Consider the following 20,004-nt stretch of genomic DNA (forward strand, 5'->3'; position numbering starts at 1 on the left):
GTTCGTCCTGGCCATCTCATCCTCATCCTGTGATGCCGCTCATGGAACGGGGTTCACCCGGTCGTCACGGCGGGGCCCGAGTCCCGGGGTCATCGAGAACGGTCCGATCGGTCCCCCCTCCGCGGCCCGGGGCCCAGGGGCTGGGTTCCGTACGAGGGCGGCGACGATGTCGGAGGCTGTCAGCAAACCGACCAGCCTGCCGCCGCTGCCGAGCACCGGCAGGGCGTCGCAACCGTTCTCCGTCATGGCGAACGCTGCCTTGCGTACGCTTTCCTGCGCCCGGACCGCCACCCGCCGACGCCCCGACACCAATGTGCCGACGTCCAGTGCCGAGAGCACGACGGCGGGCGCGGAGCACGCGACCGCGATGTCGCAGCGGTCGAGGAGTCCGGAGCACCGGCCGTCCGGCAGCAGGACGGGAAGGTGCGCGGCACCGGTCCTCTCCAGCAGCTCCCAGGCCATGAGCACGGTCTCGCCGGCGGCGATGGCCACCACGTCCGTTCGCATGACCTCCCCGACGGTCCAGGTCGTCACGGGCGTGTCCGGCCCGGTCGGTGGGGGCTGCGCCTGTGGTTGTGTCGCCGATCCCATGCCAGACTCCCCTCGGCGCGTCGTGAGGTCTTGTCCCGGACATCCAGCATGGCCCTGACCGGAGCCTCGGGCAGGTGCCGGTCGGGCCCCTCAAGGGGACCGGGAGGCCCATGGCCCTCCGGCTGCCGACGCACGAAGGTGGAGGAGGCAGTCGCACCCTGTTCCCGGGGGGCCGGGCCATGCACACACCGGAATCCGAAGGAAACGGGCCCAGGCCTGCGCGTCGGCACCAGCGCTACGAGAGCCTGCCGGGCGGCGCCGCGAACCCGCTGGAAAGGCCCTCCGACCGCCTGGAGCGCCGGCTCGACCGGGTACTGATGGCCGTGCTGGCTGCCTCGCTGCCGCTGGTGGCGTGGGCGGGCGGAAGCACGGCTCACGCCCACTTCGAGCACCAGCGCCGGACGCAGGTGGCCGAGCGGCACCTCGTCACGACGGAGCTCCTGGCCGATGCCCGCAAGGACGGCGGGAACCCCGGAACACGTGCCGGGGCACATGCACCGGTCCGCTGGAACGACCGGGCTGGGGTCCACACCGCCGTGGTCCCGGTGGCAGCCGGGCAGCAGCAGGGAACACGGGCACGGGTCTGGCTGGACGCCGATGGAAAGCCCACCTCTCCGCCGGCCACCGCACAGTCCGTGACGGTCACGGGTATCGCCACGGGCATGGCGGCCGCGTTCGGTGCGAGCGTCATCGTGGGCGGCACCCGCAAGGGGATGCATTGGACATTCGACCGGCGCCGATTCCAGCAGTGGGAACGGGAATGGGAGCTGGTCGAACCCCGGTGGAAGCGCCGCGAGCGGTGACGGCGATGAACCCGCTCGTGCGCGGCGTGGCCGCCGGACCCGCACGGGGAGGGGCGTGAGCGAAGGAGGGCCGGATCAAAGATCGTGGCCCGGCGGGGTACGGAGGACGAGCAGGGCGATGTCGTCGTGCCCGTCGCCCAGCTGATTGCCGGCCAAGGTCTGGCAGAGCCTCTTCGGGGGAAGGTCCGCGTGCTCCGTCAGGACACGGGCGAGAGCGGCCAGTCCTTCATCGAGCGGCCGGTCGCGGTGCTCGACGAGACCGTCTGTGTAGAAGACCAAGGACGCGTTCGGAGGCAGGGAACAGCGGTGGTCCCGGCGGGGATGGCCCGTTTCCACGCCGAGGGGCAGATCCGGGTCGCCGTGGAGGTACCGGGCGTCCTCTCCCGGGATGACGAGCGCTGGAGGCAGGTGCCCCGCGGTGCTCCAGTACGCCTCCCAGGCGCGGCCCGCCGGCTCGACCAGGGCCAGGCACACCGTGGTGACCGGGTTGTCGGTGATCGCCTCCAGCGTGCGGTCCAGCTGGGTGAGCACCGCGCTGGGCGGGGTGTGGCATTCGTAGAGCAGGGCACGCAGCATGTTGCGGATCTGAGCCATCGACGCCGCCGCCTTCATGTCGTGCCCGACGACGTCCCCGATGACCACCGCGCAGGCTCCCCCGGGCACGAGCACCGCGTCGTACCAGTCGCCGCCCAGTTTGGCTCCCTCGGCCGGGCGGTAGTGCGCTGCGGCGGTGAAGGGAGCCAGGTCCGGCAGCGTGGGCAGCAGGAGGCGCTGAAACCGTTCGGCGCCGGCCCGGATCTGGGTGAGCAGACGTGCCTTTTCGATGGCCACCCCCGCTGCGCCCGCCAGGGCGAGGACCACTGCCTGGTCATCGGCGTCGAAGGGCCTGCCGTCGCGGCGGTCGGCGAGGTACAGATCCCCGTACACCTCGCCCTGGACCCTGATCGCCGTTCCCAGCAGTGTGCGCATCGGCGGGTGTCCGGGCGGGAAGCCGGAGGAGGCCGGGTGAGCCCCGATGTCATCGACCCGCAGGGGTTCGGGGTGGCGGATCACATGGCCCAGCAGGCCCCTGCCCTGCGGCTTCCCGATGCCCGCAAGGCGGCGCTTCTCCTGCTTGGTCAGTCCCAGCGTGATGAAGTCCTGAAGTCCCTCGTGCCGGTCGTCGAGGATGCCGATGGCTCCGTAGCGGGCGTCGACGAGGGCCATCGCACTGGAGACGATCCTGCGCAGCACACCCGGCAGCTCTTTCTCCCCGCTGACGGCGAGCACCGCGTCGAGCAGCCCCCGAAGCCTTTCCTCGGTCTCGGCGAGAGCCCTGGCCCGGTCCGCGATACGTTCAAGAGCGATATCCATATCGAACGGATGACCGCCGGAAGCCCGAGGGACGTCCCTCGCATCCATCGCCACCGCCCCTCTCACCGGCCCCCGTCACCGCGGGCTCCGCTCTTCCCAGTCTGCAAGCCCGGACGAGAGTCGGACACCCGGGGATCCGTGCCCCCCGCCTGCCCGGCGCGCTCGCGACGACGCCACATGCGGATGCGGACTTCAGGCGCCGGTACGACCCTGGAGTCAGAGGTTCTGTGCCGCGTCGGCCCTTCGGCCTCTGATGCGGCGGTGGCCGGGGGCCCTGGGCCCGGCCCCGGCCGCCGCGGCCTGCCGGACACGCAACCGTCGGGTTCCCGCCGCCCCGTCCTTCCGGCCGCATCTTCGGCGGGCGGAAGCCGACGGGTCGAGGCCGGCGATAAGGAGGCGCGGCATGTTCTTTGCCGATCGAACGGCGGCCGGAAGACAGCTGGCCGGTGAGGTGTCCCGGCTCGGCCTGGCCGAGCCGGTGGTACTCGGGCTCCCCCGCGGCGGCGTGCCCGTGGCCGCGGAGGTGGCACGCGTCCTGGGCGCGCCGCTGGACGTGATCGTGGTCCGCAAACTCGGGGTGCCCTTCCAGCCCGAGGTGGCGTTCGGTGCCATCGGCGAGGGCGGCGTACGACTGATCAACGAGGCGACGGTCCGTGCCGCCGGCCTGGGCGAACGGGACTGCGCCAGGGTGGAGGAAGCCGAACGGGCAGAACTTCAGCGGCGTCTGACGCGCTACCGGCACGGTCGGGAGCGCACCGCGCTCACCGGACGCACGGTGGTCGTCGTGGACGACGGAATCGCCACCGGATCGACCGCGTCCGTGGCGTGCGAGGTGGCGCGGGAGCACGGAGCGGCGCAAGTGGTCCTGGCCGTCCCCGTGGCGGCTCCCCAGGCGCTGGAGCAGCTTCGGCGCGTGGCCGACGAGGTGGTGTGCCTCTCGGTACCCCGTCATTTCTCCGCAGTGGGCCAATGGTACGAGGACTTCTCGCAGGTGGAAGACGAGGAGGTTGCCGCGCTGTTGGCCACGGCGGCACGGGCCCGCCCGGCAGCGCCTGCACAGGCTTCGGGTCAGGGCCCGACACAGACTGAAGTGGCGGTGGACGCGGGAGGCACGGCGTTGCCCGGGCTGTTGACCGTACCCGAGGGCGCGGCGGGCGTCGTCGTCTTCGTGCACGGCAGCGGCAGCAGTCGCCTCAGCCCCCGTAACCGCCACGTGGCCGAGGTCCTCAACCGTGCGGGGCTGGCGACGCTGCTCTTCGACCTCCTCACCCCATCCGAGGCGCGGGACCGGGCGAAGGTCTTCGACATACCGCTCCTGGCTCTGCGCCTGACGCAGGCCACGAGCTGGCTCCGGGCACGGGTCCCCCTACGCATCTGCTACTTCGGCGCCAGCACGGGCGCCGCGGCCGCGCTCATGGCCGCCGCCGAACCCCGCTCCGACATCACCGCGATCGTCTCCCGGGGCGGACGCCCCGACCTGGCGGTCTCCCGCCTCGCAGCCGTACGCGCTCCAACCCTGCTGATCGTCGGTGGAGCCGACCATCAGGTACTGGATCTCAACCGCCAAGCCGCCGCCCGGCTGCGCTGCGAGCACCAGGTCGGCGTGGTTCCCGGTGCGACCCACCTCTTCGAGGAACCCGGCGCCCTGGACGCCGTGGCCGACGCCGCGCTGGACTGGTTCGTCCGCCACCTTCCCCACCTCGGCGCCGCTCCCCGCAGGTCCGACGAACACCGAGAGACGTGATGGCCGCCGGTCCTGGGCGCACGGTCCCGGGCGGCCGTCCGGGACCGCTGACATCCGGTTTCACCGGCCTCCTCATCGGCCCGCGGCCGATGAGGAGGCCTCCGGGCTCGGGGGGCCCGCGCAGGATCCAGGCCAGAGGCGCGGCGAGCACACGCGCCGGCCAGCGGTCCCACGATATGGATCCACAGCTGCCCCGTACTGCCGCCGACCACCGCCTGAGCGAGACTGCGAGCCGGGTTCATCGACCCGCCGCCGGCCGGGCCCCGGAGGCCGTTCCCAGAATCACGGTCGCCGGTGCTCCGCCCATCTGCGCGAGGACATATCCAGGCACCCTGCGCCAAGGGAACGCGCCACGTGTCGCGAACGCCACCGAAACGGCCGGGTTGCGATGGGCCCCGGAGGTCTCACCGAGGGTGTAGATCAAGGCGTCACGACAGCGGCTCTCCGCGCCGAGGCGGCGGCAGCGCACGGCTACAACTCCGGCACTCCGTCGCCGCCCTCGGTCAGGCGGGACTTGGCCGTGGTGCTACAGGCCCTGGGCCAGGAGAAGTTCATGAGCGAGCCGTGCACCGCGCGCCGCGTGGGCCGACGCGTCCGTGTCCTGTGAGGGGTTGGCCTCCAGACCTTCGGCCAGTGCCCGGACTGCCTGGGCAAGTGTCTGCACCTGTGCTTCGACGAGGGACAGACGGTCGTGCTCAGAGGGGGTGCTCTGGGTCATGACAAGCCTCCGTGATCAAGACAGTGGGTGTACGGGCGTCACGTGCCACTCTGTGCCATGGCAGGGTGCGGGTCCACCGGACGCATCCGACCGGTGCCGCCTTTCGGCGGTCGAGTTGCAGACTGGGCTGAGCGGGCCGTCCCTTCCAGCGAGCGAGGCGGCTGCCCGCGTCGCCCTGACTGTTCTCCGTCCGGCCCATTCAGGGGCGACGGAAGGCAGGGGCTTGGGCAGAGCCGTACGGGCGTACGGCCGCCTGGGCGTCACGCTGCTCCGCGGCGACCGCCTCCGTATGGAGCCGGCAGGCATCCCGGCGGAGGAATCCGCAGCCGCCGACCATGGCGAAGGCCTGCACACGCCCGAGTGAACCAACACGTCCTACGCGGCCCTGCTCGACCGCACATCCGCCCTGCGAGACCCGTGCCGGTCCGGAGGAGGGACGCGTCGGCTTGGTGCACCGGGACCCTCGGCTCCTCGCGGTGGGTCGGCTCAGTCATGGGGGACTACGGCGACGGGGCAGCGCGCGTGATGAACGGCGGCGATGGCCACGGGCCCCAGACGAGGTGCCAGGGCAGGACGATGCTTGCGTCGGCCGACGACCAGCAGCCCGGCCCCCTCAGCGGCACGCACCACGGCCTTGGCAGGGCTTTCGAGACCGAGACTGTCGGCCACCTCCACACCTGGAAACCGCTCGCGCCAGGGGCCGAGGGCCTGACTCAGGAGCTCCCGCGCTTCCTGCGCGATCTTCTCGGTCACGTCGTGGTCCACCCCCCAGGGAGCGTGCGCGTGCGCCGGCAGGGTTCGGCCGTGGACGGCCCGCAGGGGCGTTCCCCATGCCGCGGCGGTGGCGAAGGAGAATGCGAGCAGGTCGTCACACGGGCCGTGCAGCTTCACTGCCACCACTACGCCGCCTGAAGTTCCTGGAACGGACGGCGTCCCCTCTCCGCCCGTTCCGGTACGGACCAGGACCACCGGCCGCTCGGACCGTGCCACCACGGGCATGCTGATGTCGCCCAGGAAATAGCTCTGGACGGGCTCCAGCCCCCGCGAACCGAGCACGGTCATCTCGGACTCCGCTGACGCTTTCAGCAGCGCCTCCTGGGCGTCTTCGGCGACCAGGCTGCCGACGATCGAAAGGCCCGGGTGGCGCGCTTGGAGCTCCGCCTTCGCGTGGTCCACGATCCGCCTCGCCCAGTAGTTCTGATCCATCTCGGCGGGAACGCGGGTCGGTTCCGGCACCAGGAGGGGCCACGCGTGCAGGAGGCGCAGCGTGAGCTTGCGGCGCTCGGCTTCATCAGCCGCCCAACGGGCGGCGGCGAGACTCTCGGGTGAGCCGTCGAGGCCCACAGTGACGACTGGCTCCATGCCGACTGCTCCGTCTGATAGGTGACTGGAAGGGCGGTGAGGTGTCCGGCAGGCCGGAGCGCTGTCGTCCCCGCGCTCTCGCCGGTAACCGTGCAGCGACCGTGAGCGGATACCCGACGGAGCATCTGTGCCAACGCGCCGAGCACACGGCCGCACCTCATTCGAGAAATACCGCACATTTCCCTGCGGCGCACGCGGACCCCGCCACGGCAGGAGCCTCGTGTCCGACAACGGGGTGCCGCTCCACCGTCTGTACGGGGTGGCGTCGAGTCACTCGGCGTGTAGCTGATCGCCGCTGCCTCGGAGCGGGCCGGGAAGGTGGTTCGATGTTCTTCGACAACGTGGAGCGGACGACCAGCGGGTCTTCCCCTACGGCGTCAGCGGGGCGTTCACCGGAGCCGCGACCGCCTTCTTCGCCGTGTTCGGGTACGACGCCATGAGCACCGCGACGATGCCGCTGCTCTGGTCGAAGCCGTCCATCTCCGCGAGGAGCTGGTTGAGGGTCTGTTCGCGCTCGTCGTTGCCGCCCAGCCGGGCGCCGCCGCGGCGGCTGCCGACGGCGTCGATCTCGTCGAGGGCGCCCGCTGCACAGCGCGTGCAGTACCGCGAGCCGGCAGTAATCGCCGAACTGCGCAGGTGGGCGTTGTCACGTGGAGGCGGAAGGCGACTGGTCGAGGGTGAACAGGCCGCCGTCCGGGTCACTCACCGTCACCCTCAGTTTCCCCTCGCCCCACGGCGCCGCGTCGGGAACGATGCCGCCACCGTTCTCCACTACTGCCGCCTGCGCCGCCTTCAGGTCCGGGACCTTGAAGTGGACCAGCCAGCGGGGCCGCATCTGCGGCCTGGCGGCCGCCGCCTCGACCGGCCCGCTGTTCAGGCGCGCTACAGGCCGGCCCTCGCGCCGCAGGACGACCTGGTCCTCCTCGTAGGAGACGTCGCAGCACCCGCTGCCCTCCTCCGCCGCCCACTCCAGGACCTCACCGTAGAAGACGGCCGCGTCGAAGGCATTCTTGGTGTGCAGCTCCAGCCACGTCGGCGCCTCGCCGTCCCCGACACTCCACTCGGACAGGACACGCCCCTCCCAGATGCCGAAACCCGCCCCCTCGGGATCGGTCGCCAGAGCTGCCCGGCCGCGCGGCGGATAGGAGACCGGGCCCACCCCGACCGTGCCCCCACGTTCCCGGATCCTGGCCACGGTGACATCGGCGTCGTCTACCGAGAAGTACACCGTCCACGCCACGGGCACTGCCAGCGCACCAGCCATCGCCCCGATCCCCGCCACCGGCACACCGTCCTGCTCCGCCACCGAGAAGGCACGCCCGAAACCACCCGTCCGGAATGTCCAACCCAGTACCGCCCCGTAGAAACGCTCCGCGGCCTGACGGTCACGTGCCATCAGACTCAGCCAGCACGGGGAACCCACCACATCCGCTGCTACGAGCACCACGATGCCGCCTCTCTTCGTCATCCGGACCGCCGCCCCCGAACGGGCACGGGATCACTCGTTCCTGCCAGTCCGGCGGGCAGGTTCCCGAGTCGGCCGCGGCGGCACGAGGCGGTCATTGCTCTGGCTCCTCCACCGTAGCCCGGCGCCTTGCACGAGGCGCAGAACAGAGAGCGCGTTGGCGCCGTCGACCAGGCCGTCTGATGAGCTTGGCCCAGGTGGGGAACGACGGATCATCAGCGAAGAGGGCCATACGGATTGGTTCTGGATCGCGCGGACCGGCACCCTCACTCTCGTGCCCTGCAGGAAGCCTGTCTGCCGTGATCGAGCGGCCGGGGCGGCCTCCATCATCATCCGCACGGCCTCGGCGACTCAGCAGCGGCTCTCGAAGCGTACTCTCGAACTGGTGGGAGGGTCGGTGAGCAACAGGCGGAGGGAGCACCCCGTGCGCGCACACGTCGGAGACTGGATCGTGGTGGAGTCCGTGCATTTGGGCGGGCAGCGCCGCCGGGGGCAGATCTTGCGTCTTGAGCATCCGGACGGCACACCGCCATATGTCGTGCGCTGGACGGAGGATGACCGGGAGACCGTCTTCTTCCCCGGACCTGAAGCCCACATTGAATCCGCGGACGAGCACACCGCACATAGGTCGGCTTTTCCCGACCGATAACGGAGTCCGGACCCGAAGCCTGCTCCTGCGGGTACCCCCGTCAGCAGGGCGCGAGTCCCCCACATCAATGTGTGCAGCACGTTCCGGTGCTCCCCCTGATCAGCCCCTGCCCGGGGCCGAACTCGACGTCCTGGAAGTCTCCTCGGATCCGCGGGATCGTCGAGCGCGGTGGGGCAAGGGCGCGGAGGAGCGAGGGCGCTCGGCGGCCTGGACTTTGGGAAGGGTCACTGTCAACGCCCTCGCCGCCAGGTTCGCCTTGATCTGTGCGGCATGGACCCCGACGGGCAGCCGCATCCAGCACTCGAAACGGCCGGTGCGGCGCATACCCCGACGCAGGACACCGACCGCGCGCCGTCGGTCGGCAGGGCCCCTCAGCCCCGGGGAAGGTCCGTTCGGCCCCCTGCGAGTCTCGGGTGGCCGAGGAAGACTGGGTGGTGGCGAGTAAGAAAGGAGCGGGCGGACCGGAGCCGAGCTCCCGGGCCCGAGAGAGGTCGATGCCACGCGGAACCGCCACACGACGGACCGTCGCCGGCCGCCCTGCACATGATCGAACAGACACGTGGCACACAGCGTGCGCGTCTTTCCATGGCGTGTCTGTCAATGGCGTAATCCATGGGGCTGAGGTCGCCCATGAGTGAGAACACATCGGACACCGAGCGGCCCGAGGACCGATTGAGCGTGCTCGGGGCATACGTCCAGGCCCCGGCACAGGCCGTGCGAATCCCCCGCCGAGGGGCTTGAGGAGAATCCGGAGGAACAGGCACTCGACGCGCCCCAGCGAGCGGCGCGAAGCCCGAACCACGGGACCACATCTGGAGCGAGCGCCATGAACGAGCGTGAGAAATACTCAGGGGGCGCCGAGGCCCGCCGAGGCGTGCCGGGGCGCGCCTCGATGCCTGACGAGCCGCTGCGGCAGGACGCCCTCATGCGGTACCTCGGCGCGATCGCGGCCGTGTCCGCCGCGAAGGCGGCCCGGCCTGCCGCCCGGGCGCCCCGCACAGCCCTCCTCGTACGCGACCTGATGGCCGTGCCCCATCCGTCGGTCACCGCCGACACCGCCCTCCCCGACATCGCCCGGGCCCTCTCCGAGCACGGCATCGGGTCACTGCCCGTCGTCGACACCGACGACCGGGTTCTGGGCGTGGTCTCGGAAGCCGATCTCCTCGCCGTGGTCGCCGCGCAGGCGCACCGTCCCAGCGCCGTGCGCCGGCTGCGGGAGACCGGGCCGGCGGTCGAGCCCGGCAAGGAGACGGCCGAGGCCCTGATGACCAGCCCTGCCATTACCGTCCTGGCGGACACGACGGTCCCCGAGGCGGCATGGCTGGTGGCTCTCGCCCGCCTCAAGCGCCTTCCGGTCACCGATGCGGACGGGCGGCTCGTGGGTACCGTCCAGCGGCACACCCTGCTGGACGCCCTGCTCCAGGACGACGCGGCCATCCGTGAGGGCGTGGAGGGCCGCGTCCGGGAGACATTCGCCGAGGCCGCCGACACGGTGGAGGTCACGGTCCATGACGGAGTGGTCCGTCTCCGGGGCCCCGTGGCGGGTGACGACGCCGCGCGGCTGCTCGCCGAGGTGAAAGGGCTCGACGTGGTGACCGCCGTGATCGACGAACTGACCGTGCGGGACGGATGAGAGGGCGGTGGCCCCGATGGAACTCCCCCTGACAGTCGGCGTCGACGGCTCCGACTCCGGCTTCGAGGCACTGGACTGGGCCGTGGACGAGGCCGCGTTGCACAAGCGCTCCCTGCGGGTCGTGTACGCCTCCCGGTGGGAGCGGTACGAGACCCCGGCGCCCGGCCAGGACCGGTCGGCCGGACAGGTGGTCGGCCATGACGTCGTGGAAGTCGCCGCCAGGCGCGCCGAGCGGCGGAACCCCGACCTCACGGTGGATACCGAGGTGCTCGCCGACGACCCGGTGCACGCGCTGCTTCAGGAGAGCCGCACCTCATGGGCCCTGGTCACCGGTTCACGGGGGCGTGGCGAGATCGCGAGCCTCCTGCTGGGCTCGGTCAGTCTGTCCGTCGCCGCCCGCGCCCTGTGCCCGGTCGTCATCGTCCGCGGCGACGAGCCCGGCCTCCACGGCACGCACGACCGCATCCTGCTCGGCGTCGCCGACACCCCCGGAGGCCCGGAGGCCGTACGGTTCGCCCTGCGCGAGGCCACCACGCGCGACTGCGAGCTCCACGCGGTCCGTGCCTGGCGGTGCCCCGCACCCGAGGCCGTCGACCACCCTTCCCTCCCCGACGGCACGTGCGTCTACCACCAGGCACGTGCCGACACCGTGCTCGACGAGGCCCTCACCGGGCCGCTGCGGGACCACCCGCCGGTCCGGCTGCACAGGGCTCTGGTGGAGGGGTCCGCGCACAAGATCCTCGTCGAACGCACCGCGGCGGCCGACCTCGTGGTCGTCGGCGCACAGCGCCACGAGCACCACCTGGGTCTGCAACTCGGCCACGTCGCCCACGCCCTGTTGCACCACGCGCTCTGCCCCGTCGCGGTCGTACCGAAGGTCGAGGGGAGCATCCGAGCATGACGTCCGCCGGCCGAACGGTGCCTCGTCAGGACAGACGTCGCGCCACGGCGACCTGCTCGGGCGAGGCCCAGGTCGTCGGCGTGGTCCTGGCCACCGGCGGGGTCCTGACCCCATCCGGCGTGGTCCTGACCCCATCCGGCATGGTCCGAGACGGCTCCCTGATCGCGGTGGCGGAACGGCTCGCACGGGCGGTGGAGGGCGCGGTGCACGTCCCCTGCCGACTCGCGGAGCCCGAAGCCGCATGACGGTGGGCCCGACGCAGAGGAGGAAGCATGTCCAGGGTGACGACCACGGACCTCTACGAGGTCACCATGGCCCTGTCGTACCTCCGCGAGGGGATGCAGCAGCCGGCCACGTTCAGTCTCTTCGTACGGGATCTGCCCGAGAGCCGCGGGTTCCTGGTGGCGGCCGGGCTGGAGCCCGCGCTCGACTTCCTCTCCGGTTTCACGGTCGGCCCGGCCGACGTACGGGACTTCGCGGAGGCACTGCACCGGCGTCCGGATGAGCTCCGGCAGCTCCTCGGACTGCGGTTCGACGGGGAGGTGCGGGCGGTACCGGAGGGACGACTCGTCCTGGCCGGGGAGCCGCTGCTGGAGGTGACCGCGTCGTTGCCGCAGGCGCAGCTGGTGGAGACGTACCTGCTCACGTTGGTCTGCCACCAGACCGCGGTCGCGTCCAAGGCGGCCCGGTGCGTCCTGGCCGCCGCCGAACACCCCGTGATCGACTTCTCGCTGCGCCGCAGCCACGGCCCCGAGGCGGGCAGGGCGTCGGCCCGGCTCAGCGCGATGGTGGGGTTCGCCGGAACGAGCAACGTGGCCGCCGCCGTGCAGTACGGCCTTCCCGCCTCCGGCACGATGGCGCACTCGTACGTCGAGTCCTTCCCCACCGAGCGCGACGCGTTCCGGGCCTTCGTCCGGGCCCACCCCGGCCCTGTCACCCTGCTCGTCGACACCTACGACACCGAGCACGGCGTCGTGGCCGCCGCGCAGATCTTCCACGAACTGGGCGACCCGGCCGGCTGCGCGGTCAGGCTCGACAGCGGGGATCTCGACGCCCTCGCCCGGCGCGCCCGCGCCCTGCTCGACGCCGAGGGGCTGCCGGGCGTGCGGATCATCGCGAGCGGCGGCCTGGACGAGTACGCGGTCGACGTTCTCGTGCGGGCCGGGGCGCCGATCGACGTGTACGCGGTCGGTACGAAGATGGGCGTGTCCGCCGACGCCCCGTACCTCGACGCGGCGTACAAGCTCGTCGCGTACGACGGCCGCCCGGTGATGAAGCTCTCCTCCGCCAAGGCGACCGCGCCCGCCCCCAAGCAGGTCTTCCGCCGACCGGGCCTCCAGGACACCATCGGCCTGCGCGACGAGGACGTCGCCGAGGGGGCGGAGCCGCTGCTGCGGACCGTGATGCGGGGCGGGCGCAGGATCGGTCCGCACTCCTCCCTGGCGTCGGCGCGCGCCCGGTTCGAGACGGATCTCGCACAGGCGCCGGAGGCGGCACGCCGGATCGACAGCCCCCGGGCGCCGGTGGCCGCCGTGTCGCCCCGCCTGGCCGCCCTGACAGACGAGGTGAGGCGGCACATCACCGCCTCGATCGGGACTGACCTGCCATGCGGAGCCGCAGGGTCGACGAGCTGATCACCGACCGCGGTCCTCCGCATCCACACCCCTTCGGCGTGCGGGGCCCCGCTTCGGCGGCGGGCCGCAATAGCCGGCGGTGGGCCGAAATGGCCCGGTGCCTGGTAGGAGCCGGGCGGTGCATACGGGGCCGCGCAGAGCCGGCCGGAGGCTGGGTCGGGCGGCGCCGCCTTCCGCAGGCTCACTCAAGCAGGGCGACACCCGGCAGGGTGGCCGACCCCACAGCCAAGCTCGCCGTGTGCAGCAGCTTCTCGTGGGGAGGAGAGACGGTGATCTCCGGTAGAAGGTCCGCGATCGAGACGTAGAGCGAGGGATGACCCGGAACCGCAGTCAGCGCACGGGTGCGGGATCGATACCAGCAGCCCGGCAGTCAACGCGACGGCCTTCCCAGGCCGTTACCGGTCGCCGTCAGCGGCGCTCGCCGGGCCTCCGCACCACGGCGACCGGGCAATGTGCGTGGTGCACCATGGCCTGGCTCACCGATCCCAGCAGCAGGCCTGCGAAGCCACCGCGCCCCCGAGCTCCGACGACCAGGAGCTGTGCGGTGCTGCTTGCCTCGATCAGAGCCTCACGGGTGCCGCCGCGCGTCACACGGGGCTCGACCGAGACCTCCGGGTACCTCTCCCGGCGGCCCGCAAGTGCCTCGGCCATCACGGCCTCCTCGGCCTGGGCAAGCATGCCCGGTCGGCTCGCGTACGGCTCGGTAGGATCCTGCGGTGGAGGTACTGGCGCGTTCCACGGGGTCCAGGCGTGCAGGGCGAGGATTCCGACACCGCGCAGCGCGGCCTCCGCAAAGGCGAAATCGACCGCCGCCGCCCCGGCCCGGGAGCCGTCCACGCCCAGCACGATCGGCCCGGCAGGATCCGGCTGCTCCCGCACCACAAGCACCGGGCACTTGGCCGTGAGCCGCGATCCTCACCGTCGTGGAGCCCACCAGCAGCCCGACGAAGCCTCCCATGCCCCGGGATCCGACGACCACCAGCTCTGCGCCACGCGACTGCGCCTCCAGCACGGTCAACGGCTCCCCCGTCACCACGGCATGGGTGACGTCCACCTCCGGCGCCACCGTCCTGGCATGCTCCACCGCCTCGGCGACCAGGTTCTCGACCATGTCCCGGAACACGCGCTCCGACGGGTCCTGCGGCACGGGCCCCAACGGCACAGGCATCACCGGCCAGTGGAAGGCGTGCACCACCCGCAATCCCGCCCCACGCCATCGGGCCTCCCGGGCCGCCGTGTCCACGGCGGCCAGACTCGATGGCGAGCCATCCACTCCCACAATCACCAGACCGCTCACGGCGCTCCCTCACTCGGCCCCTCATGTCAAGCTTCTCCCCGGCGATGTGCCACGGCCACAGGGGTGGCAGGCGGGGCCGAGGGTCCGCAGCCCGCGGGTGGGCGCGGAGGCGGCCGGTGAGGCGCCTCACCGGCATGAGGTTCTGTGCCGATGAGGACCCCGCCTACGGCAGGAGACACCAGGCGGTTCAGGAGGGCTTGCCGTAGCCGCCTCCGCCCGGTGTCTCGATGACCAGCAGGTCGCCGGGCTGCACGGCGACGGAGTCGCATGCGGCCATTGGCGTGGTGGTGCCGTCGGCCCTCTCCACGTGGTTGGTGCCCAGTGCGCCGGGGTCACCGCCGGCCATGCCGTACGGCGGGATCCGGCGGTGACCGGACAGGGTGCTGACCGTCATGGGTTCACGGAAGCGGATCTTGCGTACGGTGCCGTCGCCGCCCCGCCAGCGTCCCGCGCCGCCACTGCCGGTACGAACGGAGAATTCCTGCACGAGGACGGGTAGGCGCAGTTCAAGGATTTCGGGATCGGTGAGGCGGGAGTTGGTCATGTGGGTCTGCACGGCTGACGCGCCGTCGAACCCCGGTCCGGCGCCGGAGCCCGAGGCCACGGTTTCGTAGTACTGGTGCCGGTCGTTCCCGAAGGTCACGTTGTTCATGGTGCCGCTCCCCTCGGCCTGCGAGCCCAGGGCGGCGTAGAGGGCCCCGGTGATCGCCTGGGACGTCTCGACGTTCCCGGCCACTACGGCGGCGGGATGGACCGGCGCGAGCATGGACCCGGGCGGGACGATGATCCGCAGGGGCCTGAGGCAGCCGTCGTTGAGCGGGATGTCCTCGGCGAGCAGGGTGCGGAAGACGTACAGCACAGCCGCGTTCACCACGGATGTGGGCGCATTGAAGTTGGTGCTCAACTGGGCCGATGTACCGGTGAAGTCGATCGTCGCCGACCGTTCCTGGCGGTCCACCGTCACCCGTACGGAGATGACCGCCCCGGAGTCCATCTCGTAGCGGCATTCGCCGTCGGCGAGGGTCACGACCGCTCTGCGGACGGCCTCCTCCGCGTTGTCCTGGACGTGACGCATGTACGCCCGCACCACGTCCAGCCCGAAGTGGTCGATCATCTTGCCGACTTCCTCGACGCCCTTGCGATTGGCGGCGATCTGGGCCCGCAGGTCGGCGAGGTTGGTCGCCGGGGCGCGCGACGGGTATCTCGCCCGGGCCAGGAGCGCGAGGGTCTCGGCCTCCCGCAGCCTGCCGCCCTCGACGAGCAGCCAGTTGTCGAAGAGGACGCCCTCCTCGTCGATCTCCCGGCTGTCGGCCGGCATGGACCCCGGCGTCAGACCGCCGATCTCGGCATGGTGGCCCCGTGAGGCGACGAAGAACAGGATCTCCCCACCGGGCACTTCGCCCCGCTCGTCGAAGACCGGGGTCACCACGGTGATGTCGGGCAGGTGGGTGCCGCCGTGGTACGGGTCGTTGACCGCGTAGGCCTCGCCGGGCCGCATCGTCCCGGACCGACGTCGGACGACCTCCCTGACGGCGGTGCCCATGGAGCCCAGGTGCACCGGGATGTGCGGTGCGTTGGCGACCAGGTTGCCGTCGGGGTCGAACAGCGCGCAGGAGAAGTCCAGCCGTTCCTTGATGTTGACGGACTGCGCCGTCGAAGCCAGCCGTGCTCCCATTTGCTCGGCGATCGACACGAAGAGGCTGTTGAAGATCTCCAGCATGACGGGGTCGGCCGCGGTCTCCACGTCGGCCCCGGCCGGCACGGTGACGCGTTCGACGAGCAGATGCCCGGTGCCGTTCACGGTCGCCCGCCAGCCGGAGTCCACGACCGTGGTCGCGTTGGTTTCGGTGATCACGGCGGGGCCGGTCACGACGGCGCCCGGGCGCAGGAGTTCACGCCGCCGCAGGGACACCTCGCGCCACGCGCCGTTGGTGTAGAGGGGCACGGTGTCCGGGGAAACGTCCTCGCCCGCCGGGCCGCTCTCGGCGAGATGGCTCAGGTCGGGTTGCGGGGTGAGACCCGTTGCTTCGACCGAGAGGGCTTCGATGATGACGGGGCGGTCCATGAGGAACGAGTACATCGCCCGGTGGCTCGCCTCGAATGCCTCGGTCATGGCCGGGGCGTCGGCCAGTGCCACCGTGACCGCCGTGTCGGTGCCGTCGTACCGCAGCCGTGCGGTCTGCGTGACCAGGATGCGTTCGGCAGGGACGTCCTCCGCGTGCAGCACGGCGCGTGCTGCGGTCTCCAGTTCGTCGGCGACGACGTGGATCCGCTGCATGCTCGCCTCTTCCAGGGGCAGTTCGACCGACCGCTCGCGCACGGTGACGGTGTCGGCGAGACCGATGCCCAACGCGGAGAGCACCCCGGCCATGGGGGGTACGAGGACGGTGCGGATCCCCAGGGCATCGGCGACGGCGCACGCGTGCTGGCCGCCGGCCCCGCCGAAGGAGGTCAGTGCGTACCGCGTGACGTCGTGCCCCCGCTGCACGGAGATCCGCTTGACGGCGGCCGCCATGTTCGCCACCGCTACCTGCAGAAAGCCTTCGGCCACCTGCTCGGGCGATCGCCGGTCGCCGGTGCGCGAGCGGATCTGCCCGGCGAGTTCGGCGAACCCCCGCCGTACGACGTGATGGTCGATGGGCTGATGTCCGTCCGGTCCGAAAACGCTGGGGAACTGAGCCGGCTGGATGCGGCCGAGCATCACATTGGCGTCGGTCACCGTCAGCGGACCCTGCGCGCGGTAGCACGCAGGGCCGGGGTCCGCCCCGGCGGAGTCGGGGCCGACGCGGTAGCGGCTGCCGTCGAAGTGCAGGATGGACCCGCCTCCCGCCGCGACGGTGTGGATGTCGAGCATGGGCGCCTGGAGACGGACTCCCGCCACCTGGGAGGTGGACACCCGCTCATAGGTTCCCGCGAAGTGGGACACGTCGGTGGAGGTACCGCCCATGTCGAAGCCGATGACCTTGTCGAATCCGGCCAGCTGCGACAGGCGTGCCATCCCGACGATGCCACCGGCCGGACCGGACAGGATGGCGTCCTTGCCCCGGAAGTGCCCCGCCTCGGCCAGACCGCCGTTGGACTGCATGAACATCAGCCGCACGCCGCCCATCCGGTCCGCGACCTGCCGGACGTAGCGGCGCAGGACGGGGGAAAGATAGGCGTCGACGACCGCGGTGTCTCCCCGGGGCACCAGCTTCACCAGGGGGCTCACTTCGCTGGACAGCGAGATCTGGGGAAACCCGATGCGCTCGGCCAGTTCGCCGATCGCCCGCTCGTGACCCGGATGCAGCGCGCTGTGCAGGCACACCACCGCGACGGCGCGGATGCCGTCGTCGTACGCGCGTCTCAGCTCGACGGCGAGGCCGTCCAGATCGGGCGGGCTCAGCACCGTACCGTCGCCGGTGATGCGTTCGGCGACCTCGATGACCCTCTCGTGGAGGGCTTCGGGGAGGAGGATCTGCCGGTCGAAGAGGCGGGGGCGGTTCTGGTAACCGATGCGCAGAGCGTCGCGGAAGCCACGCGTGATGATCAGCGCGGTGCGCTCGCCGGTGCGTTCCAGCAGGGCGTTGGTGGCCACCGTGGTACCCATCCGCACGGCGTCGATCGCGGCACGCGGCATCTCTCCGCCCTGCTTCAGCCCCAGCAGCATGCGGATCCCCGCAATGGCCGCGTCGCGATAGCGGGCCGGGTTCTCGGACAGGAGCTTGTGGGACAGGAGGCGACCGTCCGGGGTCCGGGCGACGATGTCGGTGAAGGTGCCACCCCGGTCGATCCAGAACTGCCAGCCGTGACCGGTGCCGGAAGCCATCGCGCGCTGTCCCTTCGTGCCTGAGCCGAGCCGCAGGCGTCCCAGCATGACCCTATGCGCTCATCCGGTGACGGCGCGACTCGCGGTGCATGAGATTCATACGGGGAGTGGAACGCCTTCGGGCGGAGGTGGGCCAGTGGTGATTCCCCTGACGGTGGGCATCTTCCGGGAGACAGCGCCGGGCGAGAAGCGGGTCGCCTTCGTGCCCGATCTCGTCGGCGCGGCACGGACGCTGGGGATCGATGTGCTGGTGGAGGCCGGCGCCGGCACATCGGCCCGGATGCCTGACCGCCTCTACCGGGAGGCAGGTGCCGGCGTCACCACGCGCGAGGAACTCTTTGCCCGGTGCGACATCCTCGTGGGCGTACGGCCGCCCATCCTCCCGGCAGGCTGCCGGTCCCGGCGGGGGCAGGTGCTGATCGCGCTCCTGGACCCGCTGAGCATCCCCTTCCAGGTCCGGCGGTGGGCTGATGAGGGGCTCACCACGATCGGCCTGGATCTCGCGCCGACCGCGCTGGTGGCGGCCGACCCGGTGGGTGCTGCCGCCTCCCAGGACCGGCTCGCCGGCTACAAAGCGGCGCTCCTCGCGGCCGACCACTTCGGGCGTCCCCTGTCGGGTACGCCCGGACCTGGCTCCCCGGGGGTGGCGCGGGCCTGCGTCATCGGCTCCGGTGCCGCGGCACGGCAGGCGGCCGAAACCCTCCGCCGACTCGGGGCCCAGGTGCACGTCGTCGACGACGCAGCGGGCAGGCAGGTGCCACCGTTCCTGCTCAGGGACGTCGACATCGTCGTTGCCGCCGCCCCGCCCCGCCCCGCCCTGCCCCGCCCCGCCCCGGGGGAAGATCGCCGGTCCTGGTGACCGCCCGAGCCATGGCCGCCATGCGTCCCGGTTCCGTCGTCGTCGATACGGCCGCTGGACCGGACGACGGAAATGTCGAGGGCGTACGACCCGAGAGCACGTCGACCGTGGGCCCCGGAGTCACCGTCATCGGTGCGGGCCGACTCCCCGCGCACTTCCCCCGAGCAGCCTCCACGGCGTAAGCACGGAACGTCACCGCGGTGCTTGAGCGCATCGTGCGAGACGGCAAACTGCAGATGGACCCGGCCGACCCGGTCCTGGCCGTCATGGTCGTCACCCACGGCGGCCTCGTCCTCCACAGAGCCGTGTGGCAGCTGATCCTCGACCAAACCGCCCTGGCAGGCCTGCCCTGACACCCTCGGGCGTACTCGTCACCGCCCAGGCGTGGTCTCCCTCAGCAGGGCCGCGTGGCGGGCCACGGCGACGGCCCGGTACGCGCACTCCTCGTAGCAGCGGCCGATCACCGCCGCGTCGACGGCATCCGCCACTGCGATCGCCTGCTCCCTCTCCAGCAGCAGGCGGCCCAGCGCTTGCTGGCGACGGCTGATGTCCGCCAGTTCCCTGCCGACGACCGTATGGGGCGCGGAGAGCGCGACGACGTCGCTCGTCCGGCCGATCAACGTGAGACAGACCTCGCCGATCTCTCGAACGGGGAGCCGCAACTCCTCCGGGAGCGGCCGCATCGACCGCCGCTCCCAGGCGATATCACCCACCTGCCGGGTCAACAGGTCGATACGGCCCACATCCTGACCGACATACAGGCCCGTGAGGACGGAGCGCAGATCTGCAACCTCATTGGTCGCGGCGAGGTCGTCCGCACCGCTGCCCAGTTCGGTCAGGGCTCTCCCGAGCGCGGTCATCTCCCGCTCCGCGCCAGGCCCGCTCCCCACGAGAACGGCCGTGGCCAAGCGCAACGCGTCGTGAGCCAGCCGAAGCACGTGCGCCACACCCCCGACGGTCCGGTCCGTCTCCACCCGGCCTCTTTCACCCACGTCGAGCTCCTGCATCCACAGCCGAACGTCCGCCCCCGCGTCCTCGTCTACGGCAGAAGGAGGCGCCACGGCGGTCTTCGCAACCGCAGAAGCATGGCAGAGGACCACGTGACCGTGAGGAGCGGCGCGCCGCTCACCGAAGCAGCCAGGCGCCAGCCACCGGGCAGGAAGGGAGAGGTCTGACGAGCACCTCGG

Annotated in this window: 19 protein-coding genes and 3 pseudogenes; 11 read left to right on the forward strand and 11 right to left on the reverse strand. The window is 71.5% G+C overall.

Going from position 1 to position 20,004, the window contains the following annotated elements:
- Nucleotides 1-39: 39 nt before the first annotated feature.
- Nucleotides 40-534, reverse strand: a complete 495-nt coding sequence (locus OG332_RS05800; protein ID WP_327412417.1) for a CBS domain-containing protein — start codon at nucleotides 532-534, stop codon at nucleotides 40-42.
- 236 nt (nucleotides 535-770) lie between these two features.
- Here OG332_RS05800 and OG332_RS05805 point away from each other — a divergent pair, with 236 nt between their 5' ends.
- Complete coding sequence (locus tag OG332_RS05805; protein WP_327412418.1) at nucleotides 771-1,394, forward strand: Rv1733c family protein; 624 nt, start codon at nucleotides 771-773, stop codon at nucleotides 1,392-1,394.
- 75 nt (nucleotides 1,395-1,469) lie between these two features.
- Here OG332_RS05805 and OG332_RS05810 read toward each other — a convergent pair whose 3' ends face one another.
- Nucleotides 1,470-2,747, reverse strand: coding sequence for a PP2C family protein-serine/threonine phosphatase (locus tag OG332_RS05810; protein WP_327412419.1), 1,278 nt, complete (start codon nucleotides 2,745-2,747; stop codon nucleotides 1,470-1,472).
- 403 nt (nucleotides 2,748-3,150) lie between these two features.
- On the opposite strand from OG332_RS05810, the gene OG332_RS05815 reads away from it, so the two are divergent.
- Nucleotides 3,151-4,491 (forward strand): phosphoribosyltransferase family protein, encoded by a 1,341-nt coding sequence (locus tag OG332_RS05815; protein ID WP_327412420.1) that lies wholly within the window; start codon nucleotides 3,151-3,153, stop codon nucleotides 4,489-4,491.
- Between the two features lie 161 nt (nucleotides 4,492-4,652).
- Here the strand turns inward: OG332_RS05815 and OG332_RS47790 are convergent.
- The 3 genes and pseudogenes from OG332_RS47790 to OG332_RS05825 all read right to left on the reverse strand — a co-directional run.
- Nucleotides 4,653-4,742 (reverse strand): annotated as a pseudogene (locus tag OG332_RS47790) (aquaporin); the annotation flags it as partial.
- A complete protein-coding gene (locus OG332_RS47795; protein WP_442816113.1) occupies nucleotides 4,730-4,960 on the reverse strand; it encodes an aquaporin in 231 nt (76 codons plus the stop codon). The gene OG332_RS47795 and the pseudogene OG332_RS47790, both read right to left, overlap by 13 nt.
- Nucleotides 4,961-5,017: 57 nt before the next feature.
- On the reverse strand, nucleotides 5,018-5,209 hold the full coding sequence (locus OG332_RS05825; protein WP_327381885.1) for a hypothetical protein: 192 nt from the start codon (nucleotides 5,207-5,209) through the stop codon (nucleotides 5,018-5,020).
- 223 nt (nucleotides 5,210-5,432) lie between these two features.
- Between OG332_RS05825 and OG332_RS05830 the strand changes: the two genes are divergently transcribed.
- Nucleotides 5,433-5,573 (forward strand): hypothetical protein, encoded by a 141-nt coding sequence (locus OG332_RS05830; RefSeq protein ID WP_327419579.1) that lies wholly within the window; start codon nucleotides 5,433-5,435, stop codon nucleotides 5,571-5,573.
- A 122-nt stretch (nucleotides 5,574-5,695) separates the two neighbouring features.
- Here the strand turns inward: OG332_RS05830 and OG332_RS05835 are convergent, their stop codons facing one another.
- The 3 genes and pseudogenes from OG332_RS05835 to OG332_RS05845 form a co-directional block, all read right to left on the reverse strand.
- Entirely contained in the window at nucleotides 5,696-6,571 is an 876-nt protein-coding gene (locus tag OG332_RS05835) for a universal stress protein (RefSeq protein ID WP_327412421.1), read from the reverse strand.
- Nucleotides 6,572-7,029: 458 nt separating this feature from the next.
- Nucleotides 7,030-7,147: pseudogene (locus OG332_RS05840) on the reverse strand (AAA family ATPase); the annotation flags it as partial.
- A 70-nt stretch (nucleotides 7,148-7,217) separates the two neighbouring features.
- Entirely contained in the window at nucleotides 7,218-7,967 is a 750-nt protein-coding gene (locus tag OG332_RS05845; protein WP_327412422.1) for a VOC family protein, read from the reverse strand.
- Between the two features lie 52 nt (nucleotides 7,968-8,019).
- Here OG332_RS05845 and OG332_RS05850 point away from each other — a divergent pair, with 52 nt between their 5' ends.
- The 5 genes from OG332_RS05850 (at nucleotide 8,020) to OG332_RS05870 (ending at nucleotide 12,853) form a co-directional block, all read left to right on the forward strand.
- Nucleotides 8,020-8,685, forward strand: coding sequence for a DUF1918 domain-containing protein (locus tag OG332_RS05850; RefSeq protein WP_327412423.1), 666 nt, complete (start codon nucleotides 8,020-8,022; stop codon nucleotides 8,683-8,685).
- A gap of 826 nt (nucleotides 8,686-9,511) precedes the next feature.
- Nucleotides 9,512-10,318, forward strand: a complete 807-nt coding sequence (locus tag OG332_RS05855; RefSeq protein ID WP_327412424.1) for a CBS domain-containing protein — start codon at nucleotides 9,512-9,514, stop codon at nucleotides 10,316-10,318.
- A 16-nt stretch (nucleotides 10,319-10,334) separates the two neighbouring features.
- Nucleotides 10,335-11,219: a universal stress protein gene (locus OG332_RS05860; RefSeq protein WP_327412425.1), complete on the forward strand. Its 885-nt coding sequence runs from the start codon at nucleotides 10,335-10,337 to the stop codon at nucleotides 11,217-11,219.
- The gene (locus OG332_RS05865) at nucleotides 11,216-11,464 is read left to right on the forward strand and encodes a hypothetical protein (protein ID WP_327412426.1); all 249 of its coding nucleotides are present in this window, start codon (nucleotides 11,216-11,218) and stop codon (nucleotides 11,462-11,464) included. The genes OG332_RS05860 and OG332_RS05865 overlap by 4 nt, the downstream gene beginning before the upstream one ends.
- Before the next feature lie 27 nt (nucleotides 11,465-11,491).
- Complete coding sequence (locus OG332_RS05870) at nucleotides 11,492-12,853, forward strand: nicotinate phosphoribosyltransferase (protein WP_327412427.1); 1,362 nt, start codon at nucleotides 11,492-11,494, stop codon at nucleotides 12,851-12,853.
- A 408-nt stretch (nucleotides 12,854-13,261) separates the two neighbouring features.
- On the opposite strand, the pseudogene OG332_RS05875 reads toward OG332_RS05870, so the two are convergent.
- Together OG332_RS05875 and OG332_RS05880 are read right to left on the reverse strand one after the other, a co-directional pair.
- A pseudogene (locus tag OG332_RS05875) lies at nucleotides 13,262-14,150 on the reverse strand (universal stress protein).
- Between the two features lie 187 nt (nucleotides 14,151-14,337).
- The gene (locus tag OG332_RS05880) at nucleotides 14,338-17,958 is read right to left on the reverse strand and encodes a hydantoinase B/oxoprolinase family protein (protein ID WP_327412428.1); all 3,621 of its coding nucleotides are present in this window, start codon (nucleotides 17,956-17,958) and stop codon (nucleotides 14,338-14,340) included.
- A gap of 136 nt (nucleotides 17,959-18,094) precedes the next feature.
- Here OG332_RS05880 and OG332_RS05885 point away from each other — a divergent pair, with 136 nt between their 5' ends.
- From OG332_RS05885 to OG332_RS05890, 3 genes are read left to right on the forward strand one after another with little or no spacing between them, the layout of a single operon-like run.
- On the forward strand, nucleotides 18,095-18,817 hold the full coding sequence (locus OG332_RS05885; protein ID WP_327412429.1) for a hypothetical protein: 723 nt from the start codon (nucleotides 18,095-18,097) through the stop codon (nucleotides 18,815-18,817).
- Nucleotides 18,818-18,837: 20 nt separating this feature from the next.
- On the forward strand, nucleotides 18,838-18,999 hold the full coding sequence (locus OG332_RS47800; protein ID WP_442816336.1) for a hypothetical protein: 162 nt from the start codon (nucleotides 18,838-18,840) through the stop codon (nucleotides 18,997-18,999).
- A gap of 18 nt (nucleotides 19,000-19,017) precedes the next feature.
- On the forward strand, nucleotides 19,018-19,170 hold the full coding sequence (locus OG332_RS05890; RefSeq protein ID WP_327412430.1) for a hypothetical protein: 153 nt from the start codon (nucleotides 19,018-19,020) through the stop codon (nucleotides 19,168-19,170).
- A gap of 18 nt (nucleotides 19,171-19,188) precedes the next feature.
- On the opposite strand, the gene OG332_RS05895 is transcribed toward OG332_RS05890, so the two are convergent.
- Nucleotides 19,189-19,677 carry a hypothetical protein gene (locus tag OG332_RS05895; RefSeq protein WP_327412431.1) on the reverse strand — a complete coding sequence of 163 codons (489 nt, stop codon included), beginning with the start codon at nucleotides 19,675-19,677 and terminating at the stop codon, nucleotides 19,189-19,191.
- Nucleotides 19,678-20,004 lie beyond the last annotated feature (327 nt).

The sequence above is a fragment of the Streptomyces sp. NBC_01233 genome, assembly GCF_035989305.1.
Lineage (GTDB): Bacteria > Actinomycetota > Actinomycetes > Streptomycetales > Streptomycetaceae > Streptomyces.

Coding starts and splice junctions, on each gene's coding strand:
- OG332_RS05805 (WP_327412418.1), top strand. CDS start 771: ATGCACACACCGGAATCCGAAGGAAACGGGCCCAGGCCTGCGCGTCGG.
- OG332_RS05810 (WP_327412419.1), bottom strand. CDS start 2,747: ATGGATATCGCTCTTGAACGTATCGCGGACCGGGCCAGGGCTCTCGCC.
- OG332_RS05815 (WP_327412420.1), top strand. CDS start 3,151: ATGTTCTTTGCCGATCGAACGGCGGCCGGAAGACAGCTGGCCGGTGAG.
- OG332_RS05825 (WP_327381885.1), bottom strand. CDS start 5,209: ATGACCCAGAGCACCCCCTCTGAGCACGACCGTCTGTCCCTCGTCGAA.
- OG332_RS05835 (WP_327412421.1), bottom strand. CDS start 6,571: ATGGAGCCAGTCGTCACTGTGGGCCTCGACGGCTCACCCGAGAGTCTC.
- OG332_RS05845 (WP_327412422.1), bottom strand. CDS start 7,967: ATGGCACGTGACCGTCAGGCCGCGGAGCGTTTCTACGGGGCGGTACTG.
- OG332_RS05850 (WP_327412423.1), top strand. CDS start 8,020: ATGCCGCCTCTCTTCGTCATCCGGACCGCCGCCCCCGAACGGGCACGG.
- OG332_RS05855 (WP_327412424.1), top strand. CDS start 9,512: ATGAACGAGCGTGAGAAATACTCAGGGGGCGCCGAGGCCCGCCGAGGC.
- OG332_RS05860 (WP_327412425.1), top strand. CDS start 10,335: ATGGAACTCCCCCTGACAGTCGGCGTCGACGGCTCCGACTCCGGCTTC.
- OG332_RS05865 (WP_327412426.1), top strand. CDS start 11,216: ATGACGTCCGCCGGCCGAACGGTGCCTCGTCAGGACAGACGTCGCGCC.
- OG332_RS05870 (WP_327412427.1), top strand. CDS start 11,492: ATGTCCAGGGTGACGACCACGGACCTCTACGAGGTCACCATGGCCCTG.
- OG332_RS05880 (WP_327412428.1), bottom strand. CDS start 17,958: ATGGCTTCCGGCACCGGTCACGGCTGGCAGTTCTGGATCGACCGGGGT.
- OG332_RS47800 (WP_442816336.1), top strand. CDS start 18,838: ATGCGTCCCGGTTCCGTCGTCGTCGATACGGCCGCTGGACCGGACGAC.
- OG332_RS05895 (WP_327412431.1), bottom strand. CDS start 19,677: ATGACCGCGCTCGGGAGAGCCCTGACCGAACTGGGCAGCGGTGCGGAC.